Origin of the sequence: Rhodococcus sp. PBTS 1 (genome assembly GCF_001620025.1) — a bacterium.
Classification (GTDB): Bacteria; Actinomycetota; Actinomycetes; order Mycobacteriales; family Mycobacteriaceae; genus Rhodococcoides; species Rhodococcoides kroppenstedtii.
The window spans coordinates 1,130,178-1,150,861 of sequence record NZ_CP015219.1 but is presented as its reverse complement, the minus strand read 5'-3'; the positions used below and the strand labels follow the sequence as shown (position 1 = coordinate 1,150,861).

The window sequence follows — 20,684 nt, the reverse complement described above, 5'->3', positions numbered from 1 at the left end:
CACGTCACCACCTCCTCGCGAAAGGGTGCGTCATGAGCGTTGCCACTCACCGCCATCTGTCCGAGCAGCAACTCCGGGAGATCGCCGAGCGCGGCGCCCGTGATCTCGTCGACGCCTCGGCCGAGGATCTGCTCCGGTGGACCGAGGACACGTTCGGCGACGACTACATCGTCGCCTCCAACATGCAGGACGCGGTGCTGGTGCACCTCGCCGCGCAGATCCACCCCGGCGTGGACGTGCTGTTCCTCGAGACCGGCTACCACTTCCCCGAGACGATCGGCACGCGCGACGCGGTCGAGCAGGTCTACGGCGTCAACGTCATCGACGCGTCCACCACCGTGTCGGTCGCCGAGCAGGACCGCCTCGAGGGCAAGGACCTCTTCGCGCGCGACCCGGCCCGCTGCTGCGCCCTCCGCAAGGTGGTGCCGCTGAAGCGGGAGCTCGCCAACTACAGCGCCTGGGTCACCGGGATCCGGCGGGTCGAGGCGCCCACCCGTGCCAACGCCCCCCTGGTCTCGTTCGACGAGGCGTTCGGTCTGGTGAAGATCAACCCCATTGCGGCGTGGTCGGACGACGACATGCAGGACTACATCGACCGCCACGGCATCCTCGTCAATCCCCTGGTGGCGGAGGGCTATCCGTCCATCGGGTGCGCGCCGTGCACCGCCAAGCCCGCCCCCGGAGCGGATCCGCGCAGCGGCCGCTGGGCGGGAAGCACCAAGACCGAGTGCGGCCTGCACTCCACCGAGGAAGGAACGCGATGACCGCGGCGACCGAACGGGTCGTCGACGTCACCCACGTCGACGAACTCCGCGCTCTCGAAGCGGAGTCCGTGCACATCATCCGAGAGGTCGTCGCCGAGCTCGAGCGCCCGGTGCTGCTCTTCTCGGCCGGCAAGGACTCGATCGTCCTCCTGCGGTTGGCGGAGAAGGCGTTCCGGCCGTCGCCGGTACCGTTCCCGGTCATGCACGTCGACACCGGGCACAACTTCCCGGAGGTCATCGAGTTCCGCGACCGGCGGCTCGCCGAGGCCGGCCATCGCCTGGTCGTCGCGTCGGTCCAGGAGTCGATCGACTCCGGGCGCGTGCGCGAGATCGGCGGTCCCAGCGGATCGCGCAACCGTCTGCAGACCCGCACGTTGCTGGACGCGTTGGAGGCCAACAAGTTCGACGCCGCGTTCGGCGGCGCGCGTCGCGACGAGGAGCGCGCTCGCGCCAAGGAACGCGTCCTCAGCTTCCGTGACGAGTTCGGGCAGTGGGATCCCCGCGCGCAGCGACCGGAACCGTGGTCGCTCTACAACGGCCGGATCAAGCGCGGCGAGCAGGTGCGAGTGTTCCCGCTGAGCAACTGGACCGAACTCGACATCTGGCGCTACATCGAGCTCGAGCAGCTGGAGCTGCCCTCCATCTACTTCGCGCACGAGCGCGAGGTCTTCGAGCGTGACGGCATCCTGCTCGCCACCTCGGAGTACACCTCCCCGACCGAGCACGAGCAGGCTCGTGTCGAGACCGTGCGCTACCGCACGGTGGGTGACCTGACCATCACCGGGGCGGTGCGGTCGCAGGCCACCGACATCGCGGGCGTGATCCGGGAGATCTCCGCCGCCACCGTCTCCGAGCGCGGGGAGACCCGCGCCGACGACCGCACGTCCAGCGCCGCCATGGAAGATCGCAAACGCGAGGGGTACTTCTGATGACCGTCACCGACGTTCGGCCCGGTGCCGACGCCTCCCCCGACTCCGGCGGCGTGGCCCCGCGCCAACTGCTGCGCATCGCCACCGCCGGGTCGGTCGACGACGGCAAGTCGACGCTCATCGGACGGCTGCTGCACGACACCGACAGCCTGCCGCTGGACCACCTCGAGTCCGTGACGGACGAGGACGGCGTCGCCGACCTCGCCGCGTTGTCGGACGGTCTGCGCGCCGAGCGCGAGCAGGGCATCACCATCGACGTGGCGTACCGGTTTTTCTCCACCCCCACGCGCAGCTACGTCCTCGCGGACACGCCGGGCCACGAGCGGTACACCCGCAACATGTTCACCGGCGCGTCCAACGCCAACGTCGCCATCCTGCTCGTCGACGCGCGCGCGGGAGTGCTGCGTCAGACGCGCCGCCACGCCCGCATCGCGACGCTCGTCGGGGTGGACCGGCTGGTGGCCACCGTCAACAAGATGGACATCGTCGACTACGACGAAGCCCGCTTCCGCGCCGTCGAGGCCGAACTGGTCGCTCTCGGCGCGCGCCTGGGCACCGAGATCCTCGTCATCCCCATCGCCGCGAAGCCGGGCGACAACGTCGTCCACCGCTCGGCTGCGATGCCGTGGTACGACGGGCCGACGCTGCTCGACCATCTCGAGGGCATCGACCTGGCCGCCCCGGCTCCGGTCGCGACCGAACTGCGTCTGCCGGTGCAGTGGGTCTCGCGTCCCACGGTCGGTGAGCGCCGTCGCTACACCGGCCGCCTGTCCGCCGGAACGCTGCAGGTCGGCGACCCGGTCGTCGCGCTCCCGTCGGGCTCGCGCAGCGTGGTCACCGCGCTGGACACGCTGGACGAGAACCGCGACGTGGCGGTCGCTCCCCTGAGCGTGTCGGTGGAACTGGCCGACGACATCGACGTCGCGCGCGGCGACGTGCTGGTCAGCGGCCGTGAGGGCGCGCACCTGCCCGTCCTGGCCCGCGAGATCGACGCGACGGTGTGTTGGCTCGGTGAGCAGCCCGTCGCCGTCGGCGATCGCGTGGCTCTCAAACACACGACGACGACGGTGCGGGCCACCGTGCACCGCATCCACTCGCGTCTGGACCCGGAGACCCTCGACGAGACCGCGGGCCCGTCGGCGCTGTCCCTCAACGACATCGCCCGGGTCACGCTGCGCACCAGCGCGGTCGTCGTCAGCGACGACTACGTGGACAATCGCGATGCCGGGGCGTTCATCCTCGTCGACGAACACACCAACGACACCGTCGCCGCCGGCATCGTGGAAGGCGCGCGGGACATCGCGGACCGAGGCGAGTCGGTCGCGTGGACGCCCTCGGCCCTGCCCGCCGACGACCGTGCCGCCCGTACGGGCCAACGCGGTGCCGTCCTGTTGGTGGTGAATCCGGACGGCGTCGCCGCACCGGCCGCCGGCATCGAGGACGCGCTCACCGCGCGCGGACGCAACGCGTACGCACTCGACGGCGCAGCACTGCGCAGTGCGCTCGATCTGTCCCCCGACGCCCGCTCCGCGGCGATCCACCTCGCTCGGGTCGCGCGGCTGCTCGCCGACGCGGGCGTGGTGGCCGTGCTCGCCCTCGACGCCGCGGATCCGGCCGTCCTGGCGGCCGTCCACCAGGAGATCGACGCTGCGGGCGTGGAGCGGCACGACGTCGCGGACGCCGACGCGGCGGTGCGGGCACTGGGTCTGGCGTAGAGATCGGCCGCCCGGCCGTCAAGACCGCGTCAGCGCGGTGACGGCCGGGCTACCGAGCGGGCAGTCTCGCGGGGTGACCTTGCGTGAGACGCTCCCCTCGCTCCTGTCGGACACCGCGGATCCGCTGTGGCCCACCGACGTTCACTACCGATCCGGCGCCCTCGCCGCACGGGGCTCGGACGGTGACCACCTGCTCACGGACCTCGTCGACCGCGCCGGCGACGCCGCCGTGGTGCGGACCGCGTCGGGCACTCTGGTGGCGGTCGTCCGCGCGGTGGCCGTCGTGCACGACCACGGACTGCTACGCGTGGTCACCACCGGAACCCCCAGCGGCAGTCGTCCCGCGCGTGCGCGGGTGGCGTCGCGCCACGCCCTCGCTCGGCCCGTTCCGGTCCGCCTCTGCACCGCGGGCGTCTGCCTGTGCCCCGCCGTCGACCTCGCCGCCGACGTGCGCGCCGGCGACGTCCTGGCTCTGGTGTCCGCCGCCGGCGGGGTTCCGATCGCGGAACCGGTGATCGATCTGGGGGGTCAGACGGTGCCGGCGCTACCGGCAATGGTGGGAACGCGCGTGGCACGTACGTACACCGTCTCGCCGCTGGTCAGGCCGAGCGCCTCGTTGTCGCCGCGGGTGATCTGAGCGAAGAAGAGCTCGCCCGTCGCCGCGTTGCGCAGCTCCACGCGCACCTCGAAACCGAGGTGCACCACGCGCTCGACGCTGGCGCGCAGCACGCCGGCGCTCTCGGCGGTGCCTTCTTCCTGCGCTCGCGCGAGTTCCGGGGTCCGGCCGACCCGGATGTCGTGCGGTCGCACCATCTGACCGTTCACGCGGGAGACGTCACCGAGGAAGGACATGACGAAGTCGTTGGCCGGCCGGTCGTACAGATCGCGGGGCGTCCCCACCTGCTCGATGCGCCCGGCGTTCATCACGGCGATCCGATCGGCGACGTCGAGCGCCTCTTGCTGATCGTGGGTGACGAGCACCGTGGTGACGTGGACGTCGTCGTGCAACCGGCGCAGCCAGGTCCGTAGGTCCGCGCGGACCTTGGCATCGAGCGCTCCGAAGGGCTCGTCCAGCAGCAATACTCGGGGGTCGACGGCGAGCGCACGCGCGAGCGCCATGCGTTGGCGCTGCCCACCGGACAGCTGCGCCGGAAATCGCGTCTGAAAACCGGTGAGACCGACGATCTCGAGCAGCTGGTCGACCCGGTCGTCGATCTCGGCCTTCGGGCGCTTGCGGATCTCCAGTCCGAAGGCCACGTTCTTGCGCACGGTGAGGTGCTTGAACGCGGCGTAGTGCTGGAAGACGAAGCCGATGTCGCGCTTCTGCGGGCTGACGCTGGTGACGTCGTCACCGGCGATCACCACCGCGCCGCCGTCCAGCTCCTCGAGCCCGGCAATGGACCGCAGTAGCGTCGACTTGCCCGACCCGGACGGGCCGAGCAGCGCGGTCAGCGAGCCGGACGGGATGTCCAGCGAGACGTCGTCGAGAGCGACGAAATCGCCGTACTGCTTCCGCGCGTCGCGGACGGAGATCTCGATGGCGGCGGCCGTGGTGGCCGTGGTGGACGTGGCCGAGTCTGAGCTCACGGTGGTCACTCCTTGGTTCGCTTCCGGTCCAGGACCGTCATCAAGAGCAGGACGACGACGGCGACGGCCATCAGCAGCGTCGACGCCGCGTAGGCGCCGGCCTGGTTGAAGTCCTCGTAGCGGGCGTTCACCAACAGGGTCAACGTCTGCGAGATGCCGGGCAGGTTGGTCGAGACGATGATGACGGCGCCGAACTCACCCAGCGCGCGGGCGACGGTGAGGACGACGCCGTAGGTCAGGCCCCAGCGAATGGCCGGCAGGGTGATGCGCCAGAACGTCTGCCACGACGTCGCACCCAGCGTCGCGGCGGCCTCCTCCTGTTCCTGGCCGATCTCGTGCAGCACCGGTTCGACCTCGCGGACGACGAACGGCAGGGTGACGAAGATGGTGGCCAGCACCATGCCCGGCAGCGCGAAGATGACGGTGATGCCCCATCCCGCGAGTGCGCCGAACCACCCGCCTGCACCCCACAGCAGGATGAGGGCGACGCCCACGATGACCGGCGACACCGCGAACGGGAGATCCACCACGGCGTGCAGAAGTCCCTTGCCGCGGAAGTTGCCGCGGGCCAGGGCGAGCGCCGTGACCACCCCGAACACCACGTTCAGCGGAACGACGATCGCCACGATGAGCAGCGACAGCTGCAGGGCCGACTGCGCGGCGGGCGTGGTGATCAGCTGGAAGAACTCGACGACGCCGTTCTCGAACGTGCGGTAGAGGATCGCCGCGAGCGGGAAGACGACGAGGATGCCGAGGTAGAGCAGCGCGACCGTGCGCAGCCCGATGCGTGTCCCCGGTGCAAGCTTCATCGCTGCGCCTCCCGTCGAGCGAGGCGGTTGCCGGACACCCGCAACACGAACAACACCACGAACGCGATGGCCAGCAGCACTACCGAGATGGCGGCGGCGTCGACCGGCTGATCGGTCTCGATCTGTTCACGGATGAGCTGCGAGGCGATCTGTGTGTCGCCGGGGATGTTCCCGCCGATCAGCACCACGGAGCCGAACTCGCCGAGAGCGCGGGAGAACGCGAGCCCCGCACCCGAGAGGATCGACGGCAGCAGCACGGGCAGCACCACCCGCCGGAAGACGACGAGGTTGTTCGCCCCGAGGGACGCGGCTGCCTCCTCCACCTCGCGGTCGAGTTCGATCAGCACCGGCTGTACCGCCCGCACCACGAAGGGCAGCGTCACGAACGCGAGCGCCACGATCACGCCCGCCTTGGTGGCGTTCAGGGTGATGCCGACCGGGCTCATGGGTCCGTAGAGCGAGAGCAGGACGAGCGACGCGACGATGGTCGGCAAGGCGAACGGCAGGTCGATGAGGGCGTTGACGATGCCCTTGCCGGGGAAGTCGTCGCGCACGAGCACCCAGGCGATGAGGGTGCCCATCACGACGTTCACCGCCGTCGCGGCGACCGACACCTGCACCGTGACGCGCAACGTCGCCAGGGCTCGGGGGTCGGTCACCGCGTCCAGGAACGCGCCCGGTCCGTCGGAGAGCGAGCGGCTCGCCACCGCGGCGAGCGGGAGCAGAACGATGATCGAGAGCCAGAGGAGGACGGTGCCGAGCGTCAGGGGGCCACCGGGCAGGCCGGAGGCCGGTCGCCTTTTTCCGGGCAGGCCGGAGGCCGGTCGCCTTTTTCCGGGCAGGCCGGAGGCCGGTTTTCTACGGCGTCCGACAACGGACCTCTCCGTGGTGCTCATGGTCAGCTCGACGCCTTGTAGATCGCGTTGATGGCACCGTTCTCGCCGAACAGGTCCGCGTCGACCGCGGTCCAGCCGCCGAGCTGGTCGATGGTGTACAGCGTGCCGGGGGTCGGGAACTTGTCGGCGAACTCGGCGGCGACGCCGGGATCGACCGGCCGGAAGCCGGACTCGGCCCAGATGCGCTGTCCCTCTTCGGTGTACAAGAACTCGTTGAGGGCGTTGGCCTGCTCGAGATTGGCACTCCCCTCGACGACGGCGACGGGGTTGTCGATGCGGAAGGTCTGCTCGGGCACGAAGTGCTCGACGGCCTGACCCTGGCTCTCGAGGAGCAGCGCCTCGTTCTCGTAGCTCAGGAGCACGTCGCCCTGACCCTGCAGGAAGGCTTCCGACGCGGAGCGACCGGAGTCCGGCTGCACCGGGAAGCGCTCGACGAGCTGGGTGATGTAGTCGAGGCCGGCCTGCCGGTTCTGGCCGCCGTTGCTCACCGCGGCGTAGGGGGCGAGGAGGTTCCACTTGGCCGAGCCGGAGCTGAGAGGGCTGGGGCTGATGACCGACACGTCGGGCCGGATCAGGTCCTCCCAGGTGCGAATGTTCTTCGGGTTCCCCGGGCGCACGACGAACGAGACGACCGAACCGAACGGAACGCCGCCGGTGGCGCTCGCGTTCCAGTCCTCGCTCACCTTGCCCGCCTTGACCAGGCGCGTGACGTCGGGCTCCACGGAGAAGTTGACGATGTCCGCGGGCGCGCCGTCGGCGACCTTGCGGGACTGGTTGCCCGAGGCGCCGTAGTCGGCGTTGATCGTGACGTTCTCGCCGGATTCGGTGGCGCGGAACGCTTCTCCGATCGCGTCCCACCCGTTCTTGGGGACGGCGTAGCCGACGAGCGTGAGCGACGGGCCGGAGGTGGTGGCGGCGGATTCACCGACGGTGTCCGACGAGCCGGTGGAGCACGCGGTGAGCGTGAGAGCGGCGACGGCGGCGGTGACGGTGAGCAGGCGAACGCGACGAGATCGGAACACGGAGTGAGAACCTCTCGGGAACGGCACGGAGGCGCGCGGACGGCGACGACCGTGGGGCACGACGGGGAGGGGGGCGTAGCGACCGAGGATGCGTCGGCACGGACACAGCCGAACGCGAAGAGTGTCAGCGACAGTCGACGTCGGCGACGGCCAGCATGCCGACAGCGATCAGCGCCAACTGGTGGCGGATCGGTGCGGGCGCGGCGTCGAACACAGCCGAGAATCTAGCAGAGGACTCCTACGTGCCCGTTCTCGACGTGATGCAGACCACGCGGGCCATCACCGCGTGAGGAGCCAGGCCACCACGACGAGCAGCACCAACACGATCAGGGTCAACGTCACACGCGAGCGGGGCACGCTTCTCACTCTCGACTCTCGGTGGCCGCGGGGGCGGCACCGGTAGGGCGATCCTCGCCGACCACGCGGCTGGGCCTGTCCTTGCCGACCACGCGGCTGGGCCTGTCCTTGCCGACCACGCGGCGGCGCCCGTCGAACAGCGCCGACAACACCACGTCGGCCACCACCGCGACCACGGCCGCGGCCGGAACCACCACGGCCAGCACGACGGCGACCTGGGGGACGAACGGCAGCCCGGCGATCCAGAGTTCCACTCCGTCCCACCACGAGGCCACCGCGTTCATCGGTCCGAGCCTAGCCCTCGTGGCACGACGACAGGATCGCCCCTGCGCGTCACCTGGACGCCCGGCCCTCGCGCACCGATGATGTGTCGATGAGCCCGTTCGACGAACAGTCCGCCGTTCCTCGCGTCGCGACGGCCGGAGAGGCGGTGTTCGGTCCGGCCAGTCCGGACGGGGGCGACGAGGGTGGGGCGCTCGACGCGGTCCCCCAGACCACGGCGGGGTGGGCGCCGCATCGCTCGGCCTTCCCGCCCATCGACGACTACGCGTTCCTCTCGGACTGCGAGACGACGTGCCTGATCGCCCGGAACGGGTCGGTGGAGTGGATGTGCGTGCCGCGCCCCGACTCCCCCAGCGTCTTCGGCGCGATCCTGGACCGCGGCGCCGGTCACTTCCGGATCGGCCCGTACGGACAGAACGTGCCGGCCGCGCGTCGCTACCTGCCCGGTGGCCTGATCGTCGAGACCACGTGGCAGACGGAGACGGGCTGGCTGATCGTGCGCGACGCCCTCCTCATGGGGCCCTGGCACAACACCGACGAGCGCTCCCGGACCCACAAGCGGGCGCCGTCGGACTGGGATGCCGAGCACTGCCTGCTGCGCAGCGTCAAATGCGTCAGCGGCACCGTGGAGCTCGAGATGAGCTGCGAGCCCGCCTTCGACTACCACCGCAAGCAGACCGTCTGGGAGTACACCGGCGACGTCTACGAGGAGGCCACCGCCACCGCCCGACCCGAGAACGGTGACCAGCCGACGCTCAAGCTGACGACGAACCTGCGCATCGGGATCGAGGGCCGGGAGGCTCGTGCTCGCACCCGCATGAGCGAGGGCGACAACGTCTTCGTCGCGCTGTCGTGGTCGAGCCTCGAGCCGCCGCGCACCTTCGACGAGGCCGCCGACAAGATGTGGCAGACCGCGGAGTGCTGGCGACAGTGGATCACCATCGGCCGCTTCCCCGACCACCCGTGGCGCGGCTTCCTCCAGCGCAGCGCGCTGACTCTCAAGGGTCTGGCCTACGCACCCACCGGCGCGCTGCTCGCCGCCAGCACGACGTCGTTGCCGGAGACCCCCGGCGGTGCCCGTAACTGGGACTACCGGTACGCCTGGGTGCGGGATTCGACCTTCGCCCTCTGGGGTCTCTACACCCTCGGGCTCGATCGCGAGGCGAACGACTTCTTCTCCTTCATCTCCGACGTCACCGGCAACGCCGACGGAGAACCCGTTCCCTTGCAGGTGATGTACGGCATCGGCGGGGAGCGCACCCTCGAGGAGGAGGAACTGAACCACCTCTCGGGATACGACGGCGCGAGCCCCGTCCGCGTCGGCAACGGTGCGTACAACCAACGCCAGCACGACATCTGGGGCACCATGCTCGACTCGGTGTACCTCCACGTCCGCTCGCGTGAGCACGTTCCCGAGTCGCTGTGGCCCCTGCTGAAGCGTCAGGTGGACGAGGCGAAGAAGCACTGGCGGGAGCCCGACCGCGGCATCTGGGAGGTGCGCGGCGAACCCCAGCACTTCACGTCGTCGAAAGTGATGTGCTGGGTCGCCCTCGACCGCGGCGCGAAACTCGCTCTGCTGCACGGGGAGCGTGGGTACGCCGAGGAGTGGAGCGCCGTCGCCGACGAGATCAAGGCCGACATCCTCGAGCACGGCGTCGACGACCGCGGGGTCTTCACGCAGCGTTACGGCGACGACTCGCTGGACGCGTCGCTGCTCCTGGTCGTCCTGCTGCGATTCCTCCCCGCGGACGACGAGCGGGTCCGCGCGACCGTGCTCGCCATCGCCGACGAACTCACCCAGGACGGACTGGTCCTGCGCTACCGCGTCGACACCACCGACGACGGCCTGTCCGGCGAGGAAGGCACCTTCACCATCTGCTCGTTCTGGCTGGTGTCGGCGCTCGTGGAGATCGGGGAACTGCACCGCGCCAAGCGCCTGTGCGAGCGGCTGCTCGGGTACGCCAGCCCCCTCAAGCTCTACGCCGAGGAGATCGACACCACCACCGGCCGCCACCTGGGCAACTTCCCCCAGGCCTTCACCCACCTCGCGCTGATCAACGCGGTGGTGCACGTCATCCGGGCCGAGGAGGCGGCGCAGTCGGGGCAGTTCCAGCCCGCCCACGGCCACTCCTGACTCTTCCTCCGGCCTTCCCGCCGTTTCCGACCGGCCTCCGGCCTTCCCGCCGCTTCCGACCGGCCTCCGGCCTTCCCGCTGCCCCTTCCTGCGTTCGCGGACCGTGCACCGTCCGCGAACGCAGGAAACGCCCGCGGGAACGGGTGGGGACAGCGGCCCGGACTGTGGACAACCGCGGCTCGACGGACACGTCCGGGTTGGGGCTCGGGTCAGGATCGTGCTCGTGACCCTCTACCACCGCCGCACCGGCGACCACACCGACCGGCAACTGCACGGACTCGTCCGCGACGGCTCCTTGGCGCGGGTTCGGCGCGGCACCTACACCGACGGCAAGCTGTGGCGCAGCGCATCCGACGCGGACCGGTACCGCCTCGCGGTCCACGCCGCGATGACCTGTCGCGCGCAGGCCGTCGCCAGCCACGACAGCGCAGCCGCACTGCTGGGTCTGCCGGTGCTCGCGCCCTGCCGCGACCGAGTGCACGTCACCGTCGACGGCCGTGGCGGCGGGAAGACGACGGCGGCGACCGTCGAACACCGGGTGCCCCTGTCCGACGTCGACGTGACCGTCGTCGACGGCGTTCGGGTCACGACGCCGGCCCGCACCGCCCTCGACCTCGCGTGCGTTCGGCCGGCCGTACACGGACTGTGCGCCGTCGAGTCGTCGCTCCGGCTCGGCGCCGAGGACCTACCGGGTGTCCTGAGGCGGATGGGTCGCCGCCACGGGATCCAACTCGCCCGCCGCGCCGTGGAACGGGCCAGTCCGCTCACGGAGAGTCTCGGCGAGTCCTTCTCCCGCGCACTCATGCTGGGCTGGCCCGAGATCCCCGAGCCGCGACTGCAGCACGAGTTCCGCGACGAGCACGGACTCTTCGTGGCCCGCACCGACTTCGATTGGGACGGCAGACTGGTCGGCGAGTTCGACGGCGCCGTGAAGTACGAGGGCGGCGGCCTGACCGTGGTCCAGGAGAAGCTCCGCGAGGACGCGCTCCGGGCCCTCGGGGTTCACGTGGTTCGCTGGACCTGGCAGGACCTGCTGCACCCGGAGCGGCTGCGCGCGATCCTCACCAAAGCCCTCGCCCGAGCCGGCCTTCCCGCTGAATTCCGACCGGCCTCCGGCCTTCCCGCTGAATTCCGACCGGCCTCCGGCCTTCCCGCTGACCCCTCCCACGTTCGCTGACGGTGCACCGTCAGCACACGCAGGAACGGTCCGCGGGAAGGACTACTTCTTCGGCTTGTCCGACGCCGCGTCGGAGGACAGCGCAGCCACGAAGGCTTCCTGGGGGACGTCCACGCGACCGATGGTCTTCATGCGCTTCTTGCCCTCCTTCTGCTTCTCGAGGAGCTTGCGCTTCCGACTGATGTCACCGCCGTAGCACTTGGCCAGCACGTCCTTGCGGATGGCCCGGATGTTCTCGCGGGAGATGATCTTGGACCCGATGGCCGCCTGGATGGGCACCTCGAACTGCTGACGCGGAATGAGGTCCTTGAGTTTGCCGGTCATCTTGTTGCCGTAGGCCGCGGCGGCGTCCTTGTGCACGATGGCGCTGAACGCGTCGACGGCCTCGCCCTGCAGGAGGATGTCCACCTTGACCAGGGCCGCGATCTGCTCGCCGGCCTCCTCGTAGTCGAGCGAGGCGTAGCCGCGGGTGCGGGACTTCAGCGAGTCGAAGAAGTCGAAGATGATCTCCGCCATCGGCATCGTGTACCGCATCTCGACGCGCGTCTCGGACAGGTAGTCCATGCCACCGAGCTCGCCGCGGCGGCTCTGACACAGCTCCATGATGGACCCGATGAACTCGCTCGGCGAGATGATCGTGCACTTGACGATCGGCTCGAAGATGTTGCGCGCCTTGCCCTCCGGCCAGTACGACGGGTTGGTGACGACGTGCTCGCTCCCGTCCTCGAGCTCCACGCGGTAGACCACGTTGGGCGAGGTGGAGATGAGGTCGAGGTCGAACTCCCGCTCGAGCCGCTCGCGGGTGATCTCCATGTGCAGCAGACCCAGGAACCCGCAGCGGAAGCCGAATCCGAGCGCGACGGACGTCTCCGGCTCGTACGTCAGCGCCGCATCGTTGAGCTGGAGCTTGTCCAGCGCATCGCGCAGATTGGGGTAGTCGGACCCGTCCACCGGGTAGAGCCCGGAGTAGACCATCGGCCGCGGCTCGCGGTACCCGGTCAGCGGGTCGGTCGCGCCGTGCCGGGCGGTGGTGACGGTGTCACCCACCTTCGACATACGGACGTCCTTGACGCCCGTGATGAGGTACCCCACCTCGCCGACGCCGAGGCCCGTCGTCGCCTTGGGCTCGGGCGAGACGATGCCCACCTCGAGCAGCTCGTGGGTGGTGCCCGTCGACATCATCTTGATCTTCTCGCGGGGGACGACACGGCCGTCGACCACGCGCACGTACGTGACGACGCCGCGATACGTGTCGTAGACCGAGTCGAAGATCATGGCGCGCGCCGGGCCGTCGGCGTCGCCCACCGGGGCGGGCACGCGCTGAACGACACGATCGAGCAGCGCCTCGACGCCCTCGCCGGTCTTGCCGGAGACCCGCAGCACGTCGTCGGCGTCGCACCCGACGATGTGGGCGATCTCGGCGGCGTAGCGGTCCGGATCGGCGGCGGGCAGGTCGATCTTGTTCAGGACCGGGATGATCTCTAGGTCCTTGTCCAACGCCAGGTACAGGTTGGCCAGGGTCTGCGCCTCGATACCCTGCGCGGCGTCGACCAGCAGGACCGCTCCCTCGCAGGCCTCGAGCGCACGCGAGACCTCGTACGTGAAGTCGACGTGACCGGGCGTGTCGATGAGGTGCAGCACGTGCTCGGTGTCGCCCACCTTCCACGGCAGCCGCACGTTCTGGGCCTTGATGGTGATGCCGCGTTCGCGCTCGATGTCCATGCGGTCCAGGTACTGCGCACGCATCGACCGGTCGTCGATCACCCCCGTGAGCTGCAGCATCCGGTCCGCCAACGTCGACTTGCCGTGGTCGATGTGGGCGATGATGCAGAAGTTACGGATGCGGGCGGGATCCGTGAACGTCGTGTCCGCGAAACTGGCGATGGGAAACTCCTCGAGACGAGCGTGGTCCGCAGGTGTCGGACGGCGCACCGCCCAGAATATCCGCACCCGCGACGCGTGGCGGACGTCGGTGGTCACCGACGCCCGCCACGCGAGCGAATCAGGCCGGCGCCGCTGTCACGATCAGGCCGGCCCGGCCGTCACGATCAGGCCGGCCCGGCCGCGGTGGCGGGCCCGTCCCCCGCCAGCGTCGACGACAGCGCGGGCACCAGCGCGTCGAGCAGGTACGGCAGCGACAGCGGCGAGGTGAAGTAGATGGCGCCGGCGACGACGCCGTCGGTGAAGACCACCCGGTTCTCGCGAACCTCCTGCAGCGACGCGTAGACGGGGTCCGCCTCGAGCGCCGTGCGGTCGTCCGTGTCCTCGGTGCCCCAGATCAGGACGTCGGCGGCGTCGAGGACGGACAGGTTCTCGAGCGGGATGTAGGCCTGGGCGTCCTGGGCGGTGACGAACGCATCGAGCTCGTCCGGGATGGTGAAGCCGAGCGAGGTGAGGAAGTCGGTGCTCAGCCCGTCCTGGTAGGCGATGGCGTTGCCGTCGTAGAACGCGTTCTGCAGGAACACCGCCTTGGTGTCCGCGAACTCGGGGTGCTGTGCGGCGGCGTCGCGGTAGCGGTCCTCCACACCGCGGACGAGCGCGTCGGCCTCGTCCGGCTTGCCGACGGCGGCGCCGATGGTCCGCACCTGCTGGTCCCAGGGCTCGAAGTACGGCGAGTCGGGGTCGCTGTGCGCGATGGTGGGGGCGATGGCGCTCAGGCGCGCGTAGTCGTCGGCGCTCATCCCGGCGTTGGTACCGATGATGAGGTCCGGCTCGAGCGCGCTCACCTTCTCGAACTGAATGCCGTCCACCTGACTCAGCACCTCGGGCGTGGCGTCCCCGAGCAGGTCCTGTGCCCACGGCCACGTGGCGTACGGCTGATCGCCGTACCACTCGGTCACGCCGACCGGCACGATCCCGAGCGCCAGCAGGGTGTCCTGCTCGGTCAGCCCCACCGACACCACGCGCTGCGGGTTCGCCGGGACGACGGTGTCCCCGAACGCGTGCGTCACCGTCGTCTCCCCCACCGCGTCTCCGTCGTCACCCGACGAGCAGCCCGTCAGGACCAGCAGGCCCGCAGCAGCGACGGCGACCAGCAGACGACTCCGTCGTCGCGGTCGATGTTCGGTGGTTCTCATCATCACTCCCTGGATCGCCCGGTTCGCCCGGTTCCTCCGGGACGGGGTGAGGGTAGCCGAACCTAATCTCGCGTGGGTGAGTCACGATCGTCGGACTCGGTAATCTGAATCCCATGCCAACGCTGGGACAGATCGGGAAGAAGCTGGGCCGCCTAGCCGTCGCGGAGGGGCCGCGCCTGTTCCGTCAGTTGCAGCGATCCGGCGCTCTCGACCGCGTCCAGGAACAGCTCGCGGGACGTCGCCCGAGCGCGCCGTCCGCACCCGCCGGGCGTCCGGTGAGCACCACGTCCGCCCCGACGGCGGCGCGTGCCCGCCGCATCGAGTACGCCCCCGCACTCGACGGCGCCGCGGACCCCGGCGAGATCGTCTGGACCTGGGTCGCCTACGAGGAGGACCCGTCGCAGGGCAAGGACCGGCCGGTGCTCGTCGTCGGCCGCGACGGCGCGACGCTGCTCGGCCTCATGCTCTCCAGCAAGAACCACGACGGCGACCGTGACTGGCTCGCCGTCGGTTCCGGGCCATGGGACGCGCAGGGTCGACCCAGCTGGCTGCGCCTGGACCGCGTCCTCGACGTGCCCGAGGCCGGCATCCGGCGCGAGGGCGCGATCTTCCCGCGCGAGAGGTTCGAACATGTTGCTGGAGAACTGAAGGCCCGTTACAGCTGGACGTGAGAGGGGATCACGACGTCCGCCCAGATTCGTTCCGGATCGGCTGTGCTCCGCTGAGCATCGACTGCCTGTGCAACCAGCAATCGACCGGTCGCAACGAGATGCTCGTACATCATTCGCCCTGCCGCGTCGCCGTCACGTTCGCGGATCGCTTCTATGATCGGCCTGTGTTCCTCGTGCACGTCGCGCAGGGACCGAGTTCTCTGCATCGTGGAGGCACCCAGCAGTCGTGTGGTCTCGCGCAGGGAGCCGACGTACTCCGCGATGCGCTTGTTGCCCGCCTCATTCAGGATCAGGGCGTGCAGATCCTGGTCCAGGAGCGCAAACGACTGACTCTCCCCGGCGTCGGCTGCGCGGAGCATCTGCTCCATCTGAGCGTCGAGACGGGCCAGGAACGGTAGAGACGCATCCACAGCGGCGCGCCGGACGGCCGACACCTCGAGCTGGAGGCGCGCGTCGAAGATCTCGGCGATGTCGACGGGATCGGGAAGAAGAATCCGAAAGCCCTGCCTGCGTTCGAATTTGATCAACCCGATCTGTTCGAGCACCAGCAGGGCATCACGTACCGGAGTTCGTGAGACGCCCAACACCTCGGACAACTGGTAGACGGAGTAGAGCTCACCCGCAACCATGTTCCCGTCGTCGACCGCCGATCTGATCGCGTGCATGATCTGCTCGGTGCGTCGGCCGCCGGTCGGCCCCAGCTTGTCGAGCGCGAGTACACCGGATGCCATGGGGCCGAATCTTACTCGCGCGCGACGCATCTCAGCGCTGGACGCGGAGGCCAGAACGAGAATCGAGCGCCCGTCGCGCGGGTTTGCATCCCGCGCCCGGTCGTAGCATGCTACAAATTAGTGGCCTCGAACACACCGACGTCCTCGCATGAGCAGGAGCACACATGTCATCGGCACCCCCGAAGTCGACCCCGGAGCACGCCAAGAAGGCGCGCCGGGCGTCTGCAGCAGCCCTCGCGGGCACATCGATCGAGTGGTACGACTTCTACGTCTTCGGAACAGCCGCGGCTCTGGTCCTGGGCGATCTGTTCTTCCCCTCCGACAATCCCCTGATTCGAACCCTTTCGGCGCTCGGCACCTTCGCCGTCGGTTTCGTTCTTCGACCCGTCGGCGGCATTCTCTTCGGATACATCGGTGACCGCGTGAGTCGAAAGACCTCACTTCTCATCACGTTGCTGATGATGGGTGGGGCGACGACTTTGATCGGCCTGTTGCCGACGTATGACTCCATCGGGATCGCAGCGCCGATCTGCCTGCTGATCCTGCGTATGGTGCAGGGTTTGTCGGTTGGCGGCGAGTGGGGCGGCGCCGTCCTCGTCGCATCGGAAGCAGCGCCGGCGCACCGCAAAGCACTGGCTGCATCGATGGTCCAGCTCGGAGCACCCGTGGGCACCATCCTCTCGACCGGCGTGTTCCTTCTCATCCCCGACGAATCGCTGCTGAACGGCGGATGGAGGATTCCGTTCCTGCTTTCGGGTCTGCTTCTCGTCGTGGGTCTTCTCATCAGACTCAAGCTCGAAGAGAACGAGGAGTTCGTCGCAGCTCGGGCGAAGCGCGAAGCGGCCGGCCGTGAAGCCCCTCCCGTGATCGAGTTGGTGCGCAGGTTCCCGGTACTGAACATCTGCGTCTTCGTCGCGTGCTTCGCCGTGTCCGGCGTGTACATCAGGAACGTGTTCGCACTGAACCTCGCTGTCGAGTCGGAAGGCATTCCGCGCCAGCTGTTCCTGAACGCTCTGCTCGCCGGCGCATTCGCCCAACTGATCGTGACGCCGATAGCGGCAGTGATCGCCGACCGCGTGACGGTGCACCGGGCGCAGATCTGGTGGACCATCCTGTACCTGATCATCGCTCCCGTCCCACTCTTGGCCGCGGTGTCCAGCGGCAACGCCACGCTCATCTACGTCGCCGTGGCTCTCTCGTTCGTCGGGCACGCCGCCTACTATTCGACCCTGTCGGGATTCTTGACGACACTGTTCCCCACCGAACTCCGCTTCACCGGCATCTCGCTGGGCTACCAGCTGTCCGGTTCCCTGGTTTCCGCGTTCGTGCCGTTACTGGCAGTCACTCTGGTGAGTGCGGCCGGTGGGAGCGTCGTGCCGGTGCAGTTCCTCTACGCCGCCCTCATCGCGGCGTCACTGACGGCCATCGTCCTCGCGCCTCGAGTGAGCCGCCGCGAGACCACTCGCTACGAAAACAGTTTGTGCAGCAACTCTGTTCGCGAGCCCGGCAAGACCTCGTACGTCGCGTGACGTCGAGCATGTGAATACACGACGCAATCACGGGAAGTGCTTCGATGAACAGCTTTGAGGAAGAACTGCGCAAGACAGTCGACGGCCGGTTGCTCGTGCCGGGTGACGACATCACCCGCTACACGGTCGACTGGACCGGACGCTGGAAGAGCACGGCTCTCGCCGTCGCGCGGCCACGCACCGTCGACGAAGTGGTCGACATCGTCCGAGTCTGCCAGCGCCACGGTGTCTCGATCGTCCCGCAGGGAGGCAACACAGGAATGGTCGGCGGTTCGGTCCCGTCGGAGCGCAGCATCGTGGTCTCGACCGAGTCGATGACGGCGGTGGGCAAGGTGTCGGCAGATTCGACGATCACGGTCGGGGCCGGTCTGACGCTGTCGGCCCTACGCGAGGTGGCGCAATCGCACGGGTTCGAGACCGGACTCCACATCGCGTCCGCGGAGTCAGCGACTCTGGGCGGGATCGCCTCCACCAATGCCGGCGGCGCCCGGGTGATGCGGTACGGGAGCGCACGCGCACGGATCGCCGGGCTCCGTGTGGTCACCGCGAACGGGGACGTCATCGATCGTCGGCAAACGCTTCCCAAGGACAACACCGGCTACGACCTGGTCGATCTGTTCATCGGTGCCGAAGGAACTCTCGGGATAGTCACCGACGTGACCTGGCGGCTCGTCGAACCGAACGCCGACACGGTCCGGATTCTTTTCCGTTTCGGCAGCGTCGATCATGCCGCCACGTCCCTGCCTACGCTGCGCCGCCTTCCCGGTGTCGAAGCGCTCGAATGGGCCAGAGGGCAGGACATCCTGCGGGTCGCACGCCACCTCGACGCCGTTCCCCCGATGGACACCAGCGGATTCTGGGTGTTTGCAGAAGTCGCAGAAACCGAACGAACGAAACGGGATTCGGGCGACGCCGGTCTGTTGACCGCGGCTGAACCGGTTATCGAACAGATCATCGCGGAGGCGGACCTCGGTACCGACGACGTGATCGTGGCTGAGTCCGCCAACGAGCAGCGCGCGGTGTGGGCCTTCCGCGAAAGCATGTCCGAGGCCATCTCGGCGGACGGAGTGCCGGTCAAACTGGACGTCGCGGTTCCCATCGAGCACTTCGCCTCGGTGTGCAACGACGTCGATGCGGCGGCCCGCAGCGTCGACCCCGACTCTCGAACAGCGCTTTTCGGCCATTTCGCGGAAGCCAACTTTCACATCAGCGTGCTGCCACCCGAGGGCACCGCGCAGTACAGCGAAGAGGTCGCGGACGAGATCGAAGACGCCGTGCTGGCACTGATCCTGGGCGCCGGAGGCACGATCAGCGCCGAACACGGTGTCGGGCGCGCCAAACAGCGGTGGCTCCACCGCCAGCGCGGGCAGGCCCAGTACGAGCTGATGAAACAGATCAAGACATCGTTCGATCCGGATCAGCTCCTCAACCCCGGGGTTCTGTTTCCGGACACATCGATCGCCCACAACGAGGAGACACCGGCATGACCGTGACGCACACCCAATTGCGGGCCCGCTTCGCATCTCGACTTTCGGCGCTGTACGGACAGGAAGTTCCGGCCTACAAGACCTTGGTCGAGGTGACCGAGTCCATCAACGTCGAGGCGATCGAGCGAGTCGGTGCCGACGCCGAGAAGCTCGGATCCATCGATCGAGTAACCGCCGAACGCCACGGTGCGATTCGGGTGGGCAACGAACGCGAGATGTCCCAAGTAGCAGCGATTTTCGGCGCCATGGGCATGTTTCCCGTGGGCTTCTACGACTTGAGGGAAGCCGCGTCGAGTTCTATTCCCGTCGTGTCGACAGCATTTCGACCGATCGACGCAGAAGAGCTGGCGGCAAACCCGTTCCGGGTCTTCACGTCTATGCTCGTGGCATCTGACCGTCGATTCTTCGACAACGATCTCGGCGGACGGCTCGCCTCATTCCTCGACAGCAGAACTCTGTTTCCCGACGAGTTGCTGGTTCTCGCTGCCGAATCGGAGGCGAAGCTCGGTCTGGACGACGCTGCTGCCGAGCGATTTCTGACGCTCGCCACGAACGCGTTCGCGCTGTCCGAGGAGCCCGTCGACAGGGCGTGGTACCGCGAACTCGAGTCGGTGTCCGCCGTGGCAGCCGACATCGGTGGGGTCACCACCACCCACATCAACCATCTGACGCCCCGAGTGCTCGACATTGATCTGCTGCACACCCGGATGGAGCAGCGCGGTATTTCGATGATCGATACCATTCAGGGGCCGCCCCGGACGGACGGAACAGACCTTCTACTGCGCCAGACCTCGTTCCGCGCACTCGACGAGGAACGCCGGTTTCGCGAGTCCGACGGCAGCATCCGGACAGGCACTCTTCGAGTCCGCTTCGGTGAGGTCGAAAGTCGAGGTGTGGCAGCAACTCCCGCGGGCCGCGATAGGTATGACGCGTTCCTCGCCCGGCTCGACAGCATGTCGGCGACCGAACGTGCGGACGGTGGCGCACGCGAGCTGTGGTCGGCGATGGTGCCGGAGTCCGACATCGAATTGCTCGACAAGGATCTGGCGTACTTCACGGTTCGGGCGACGGGCCGGGAGGCCGATCGCGGTGCGAGCATCGCCGACCTCGTGAGGTCCGGCTCGGTGGTCGCCGAACCGATCGTCTACGAGGACTTTCTTCCGAAGTCCGCCGCGGGCATCTTCACTTCGAACCTGGACTCCGAAGGCAGTCGCGATTCGGGTCGGGACGCAACTGCATTCGATGCCCTATCGATGGAAGGCGTTCTCGGCAGAACTCTGCACGACCCCCACACTCTCTACTCGCGCATTCGTGAAGCGTCCATCGAAGAAGTCCGGCGGGTGCTGAGACTCGACCCGGAATCGGACCCAGCAGTATCGGTCTGACGATCGTTTGACTGAGGGCCCCCTGAGCGTCGTCACCACGTTGGCGTCGCTCAGGGGGCCGAACCGTTTGCTCGGGCACGGTGGCTTGCATCAGGCCGACGAGAGAACACGCTGCCATACACCGGGCCGGTG

Annotated in this window: 20 protein-coding genes; 11 read left to right on the top strand and 9 right to left on the bottom strand. The window is 68.5% G+C overall.

Annotated elements, in window-relative coordinates; translation table 11 throughout:
* Window positions 1–32: 32 nt before the first annotated feature.
* The 4 genes from A3Q40_RS05190 (at window position 33) to A3Q40_RS20145 (ending at window position 4,045) form a co-directional block, all read left to right on the top strand.
* Entirely contained in the window at window positions 33–764 is a 732-nt protein-coding gene (locus A3Q40_RS05190) for a phosphoadenylyl-sulfate reductase (RefSeq protein WP_068100209.1), read from the top strand.
* Complete coding sequence (cysD, locus tag A3Q40_RS05185) at window positions 761–1,693, top strand: sulfate adenylyltransferase subunit CysD (RefSeq protein ID WP_068100206.1); 933 nt, start codon at window positions 761–763, stop codon at window positions 1,691–1,693. Before A3Q40_RS05190 ends, cysD begins: the two co-directional genes overlap by 4 nt.
* Window positions 1,693–3,408, top strand: coding sequence for a GTP-binding protein (locus A3Q40_RS05180; RefSeq protein ID WP_068100204.1), 1,716 nt, complete (start codon window positions 1,693–1,695; stop codon window positions 3,406–3,408). The genes cysD and A3Q40_RS05180 overlap by 1 nt, the downstream gene beginning before the upstream one ends.
* Window positions 3,409–3,481: 73 nt before the next feature.
* Window positions 3,482–4,045 (top strand): hypothetical protein, encoded by a 564-nt coding sequence (locus tag A3Q40_RS20145; protein WP_157889516.1) that lies wholly within the window; start codon window positions 3,482–3,484, stop codon window positions 4,043–4,045.
* Here A3Q40_RS20145 and A3Q40_RS05170 read toward each other — a convergent pair.
* From A3Q40_RS05170 to A3Q40_RS21100, 5 genes are all read right to left on the bottom strand, one after another.
* On the bottom strand, window positions 3,937–4,947 hold the full coding sequence (locus A3Q40_RS05170; protein WP_068105317.1) for a sulfate/molybdate ABC transporter ATP-binding protein: 1,011 nt from the start codon (window positions 4,945–4,947) through the stop codon (window positions 3,937–3,939). The genes A3Q40_RS20145 and A3Q40_RS05170 overlap by 109 nt on opposite strands.
* 53 nt (window positions 4,948–5,000) lie before the next feature.
* Window positions 5,001–5,804, bottom strand: a complete 804-nt coding sequence (gene cysW, locus A3Q40_RS05165; protein WP_068100200.1) for a sulfate ABC transporter permease subunit CysW — start codon at window positions 5,802–5,804, stop codon at window positions 5,001–5,003.
* Entirely contained in the window at window positions 5,801–6,700 is a 900-nt protein-coding gene (cysT, locus tag A3Q40_RS05160) for a sulfate ABC transporter permease subunit CysT (RefSeq protein WP_082833765.1), read from the bottom strand. The genes cysW and cysT overlap by 4 nt, the downstream gene beginning before the upstream one ends.
* A 2-nt stretch (window positions 6,701–6,702) precedes the next feature.
* Complete coding sequence (locus A3Q40_RS05155; RefSeq protein ID WP_068100199.1) at window positions 6,703–7,722, bottom strand: sulfate ABC transporter substrate-binding protein; 1,020 nt, start codon at window positions 7,720–7,722, stop codon at window positions 6,703–6,705.
* 124 nt (window positions 7,723–7,846) lie between these two features.
* Window positions 7,847–7,900 (bottom strand): Ms4533A family Cys-rich leader peptide, encoded by a 54-nt coding sequence (locus A3Q40_RS21100; protein WP_371831230.1) that lies wholly within the window; start codon window positions 7,898–7,900, stop codon window positions 7,847–7,849.
* Here A3Q40_RS21100 and A3Q40_RS20985 point away from each other — a divergent pair.
* Window positions 7,878–8,012 (top strand): hypothetical protein, encoded by a 135-nt coding sequence (locus A3Q40_RS20985; RefSeq protein WP_256365931.1) that lies wholly within the window; start codon window positions 7,878–7,880, stop codon window positions 8,010–8,012. The two genes, A3Q40_RS21100 and A3Q40_RS20985, sit on opposite strands and share 23 nt — an antisense overlap.
* Window positions 8,013–8,084: 72 nt before the next feature.
* Here A3Q40_RS20985 and A3Q40_RS05150 read toward each other — a convergent pair whose 3' ends face one another.
* Window positions 8,085–8,363 (bottom strand): hypothetical protein, encoded by a 279-nt coding sequence (locus A3Q40_RS05150; protein ID WP_068100197.1) that lies wholly within the window; start codon window positions 8,361–8,363, stop codon window positions 8,085–8,087.
* Between the two features lie 146 nt (window positions 8,364–8,509).
* Between A3Q40_RS05150 and A3Q40_RS05145 the strand changes: the two genes are divergently transcribed.
* Together A3Q40_RS05145 and A3Q40_RS05140 are read left to right on the top strand one after the other, a co-directional pair.
* The gene (locus A3Q40_RS05145; protein ID WP_308124853.1) at window positions 8,510–10,495 is read left to right on the top strand and encodes a glycoside hydrolase family 15 protein; all 1,986 of its coding nucleotides are present in this window, start codon (window positions 8,510–8,512) and stop codon (window positions 10,493–10,495) included.
* 223 nt (window positions 10,496–10,718) lie between these two features.
* Entirely contained in the window at window positions 10,719–11,672 is a 954-nt protein-coding gene (locus tag A3Q40_RS05140) for a type IV toxin-antitoxin system AbiEi family antitoxin (protein WP_157889515.1), read from the top strand.
* A gap of 42 nt (window positions 11,673–11,714) precedes the next feature.
* Here A3Q40_RS05140 and lepA read toward each other — a convergent pair whose 3' ends face one another.
* On the bottom strand, window positions 11,715–13,604 hold the full coding sequence (gene lepA / locus A3Q40_RS05135; RefSeq protein ID WP_157889696.1) for a translation elongation factor 4: 1,890 nt from the start codon (window positions 13,602–13,604) through the stop codon (window positions 11,715–11,717).
* A gap of 116 nt (window positions 13,605–13,720) precedes the next feature.
* Complete coding sequence (locus A3Q40_RS05130) at window positions 13,721–14,749, bottom strand: ABC transporter substrate-binding protein (protein ID WP_068105309.1); 1,029 nt, start codon at window positions 14,747–14,749, stop codon at window positions 13,721–13,723.
* Between the two features lie 113 nt (window positions 14,750–14,862).
* Here A3Q40_RS05130 and A3Q40_RS05125 point away from each other — a divergent pair, with 113 nt between their 5' ends.
* Window positions 14,863–15,420, top strand: a complete 558-nt coding sequence (locus tag A3Q40_RS05125) for a type II toxin-antitoxin system PemK/MazF family toxin (RefSeq protein ID WP_068100192.1) — start codon at window positions 14,863–14,865, stop codon at window positions 15,418–15,420.
* Here A3Q40_RS05125 and A3Q40_RS05120 read toward each other — a convergent pair.
* Window positions 15,405–16,151, bottom strand: coding sequence for a GntR family transcriptional regulator (locus A3Q40_RS05120; RefSeq protein WP_068100190.1), 747 nt, complete (start codon window positions 16,149–16,151; stop codon window positions 15,405–15,407). The two genes, A3Q40_RS05125 and A3Q40_RS05120, sit on opposite strands and share 16 nt — an antisense overlap.
* Window positions 16,152–16,315: 164 nt before the next feature.
* On the opposite strand from A3Q40_RS05120, the gene A3Q40_RS05115 reads away from it, so the two are divergent.
* The 3 genes from A3Q40_RS05115 to hglS all read left to right on the top strand — a co-directional run bounded on the left by A3Q40_RS05115 (window position 16,316) and on the right by hglS (window position 20,552).
* Window positions 16,316–17,680, top strand: coding sequence for an MFS transporter (locus tag A3Q40_RS05115; protein WP_068100188.1), 1,365 nt, complete (start codon window positions 16,316–16,318; stop codon window positions 17,678–17,680).
* Between the two features lie 95 nt (window positions 17,681–17,775).
* Window positions 17,776–19,167 (top strand): FAD-binding oxidoreductase, encoded by a 1,392-nt coding sequence (locus tag A3Q40_RS05110; protein ID WP_162269840.1) that lies wholly within the window; start codon window positions 17,776–17,778, stop codon window positions 19,165–19,167.
* Window positions 19,164–20,552 carry a 2-oxoadipate dioxygenase/decarboxylase gene (hglS, locus tag A3Q40_RS05105; protein WP_068100184.1) on the top strand — a complete coding sequence of 463 codons (1,389 nt, stop codon included), beginning with the start codon at window positions 19,164–19,166 and terminating at the stop codon, window positions 20,550–20,552. Before A3Q40_RS05110 ends, hglS begins: the two co-directional genes overlap by 4 nt.
* Window positions 20,553–20,684: the final 132 nt, after the last annotated feature.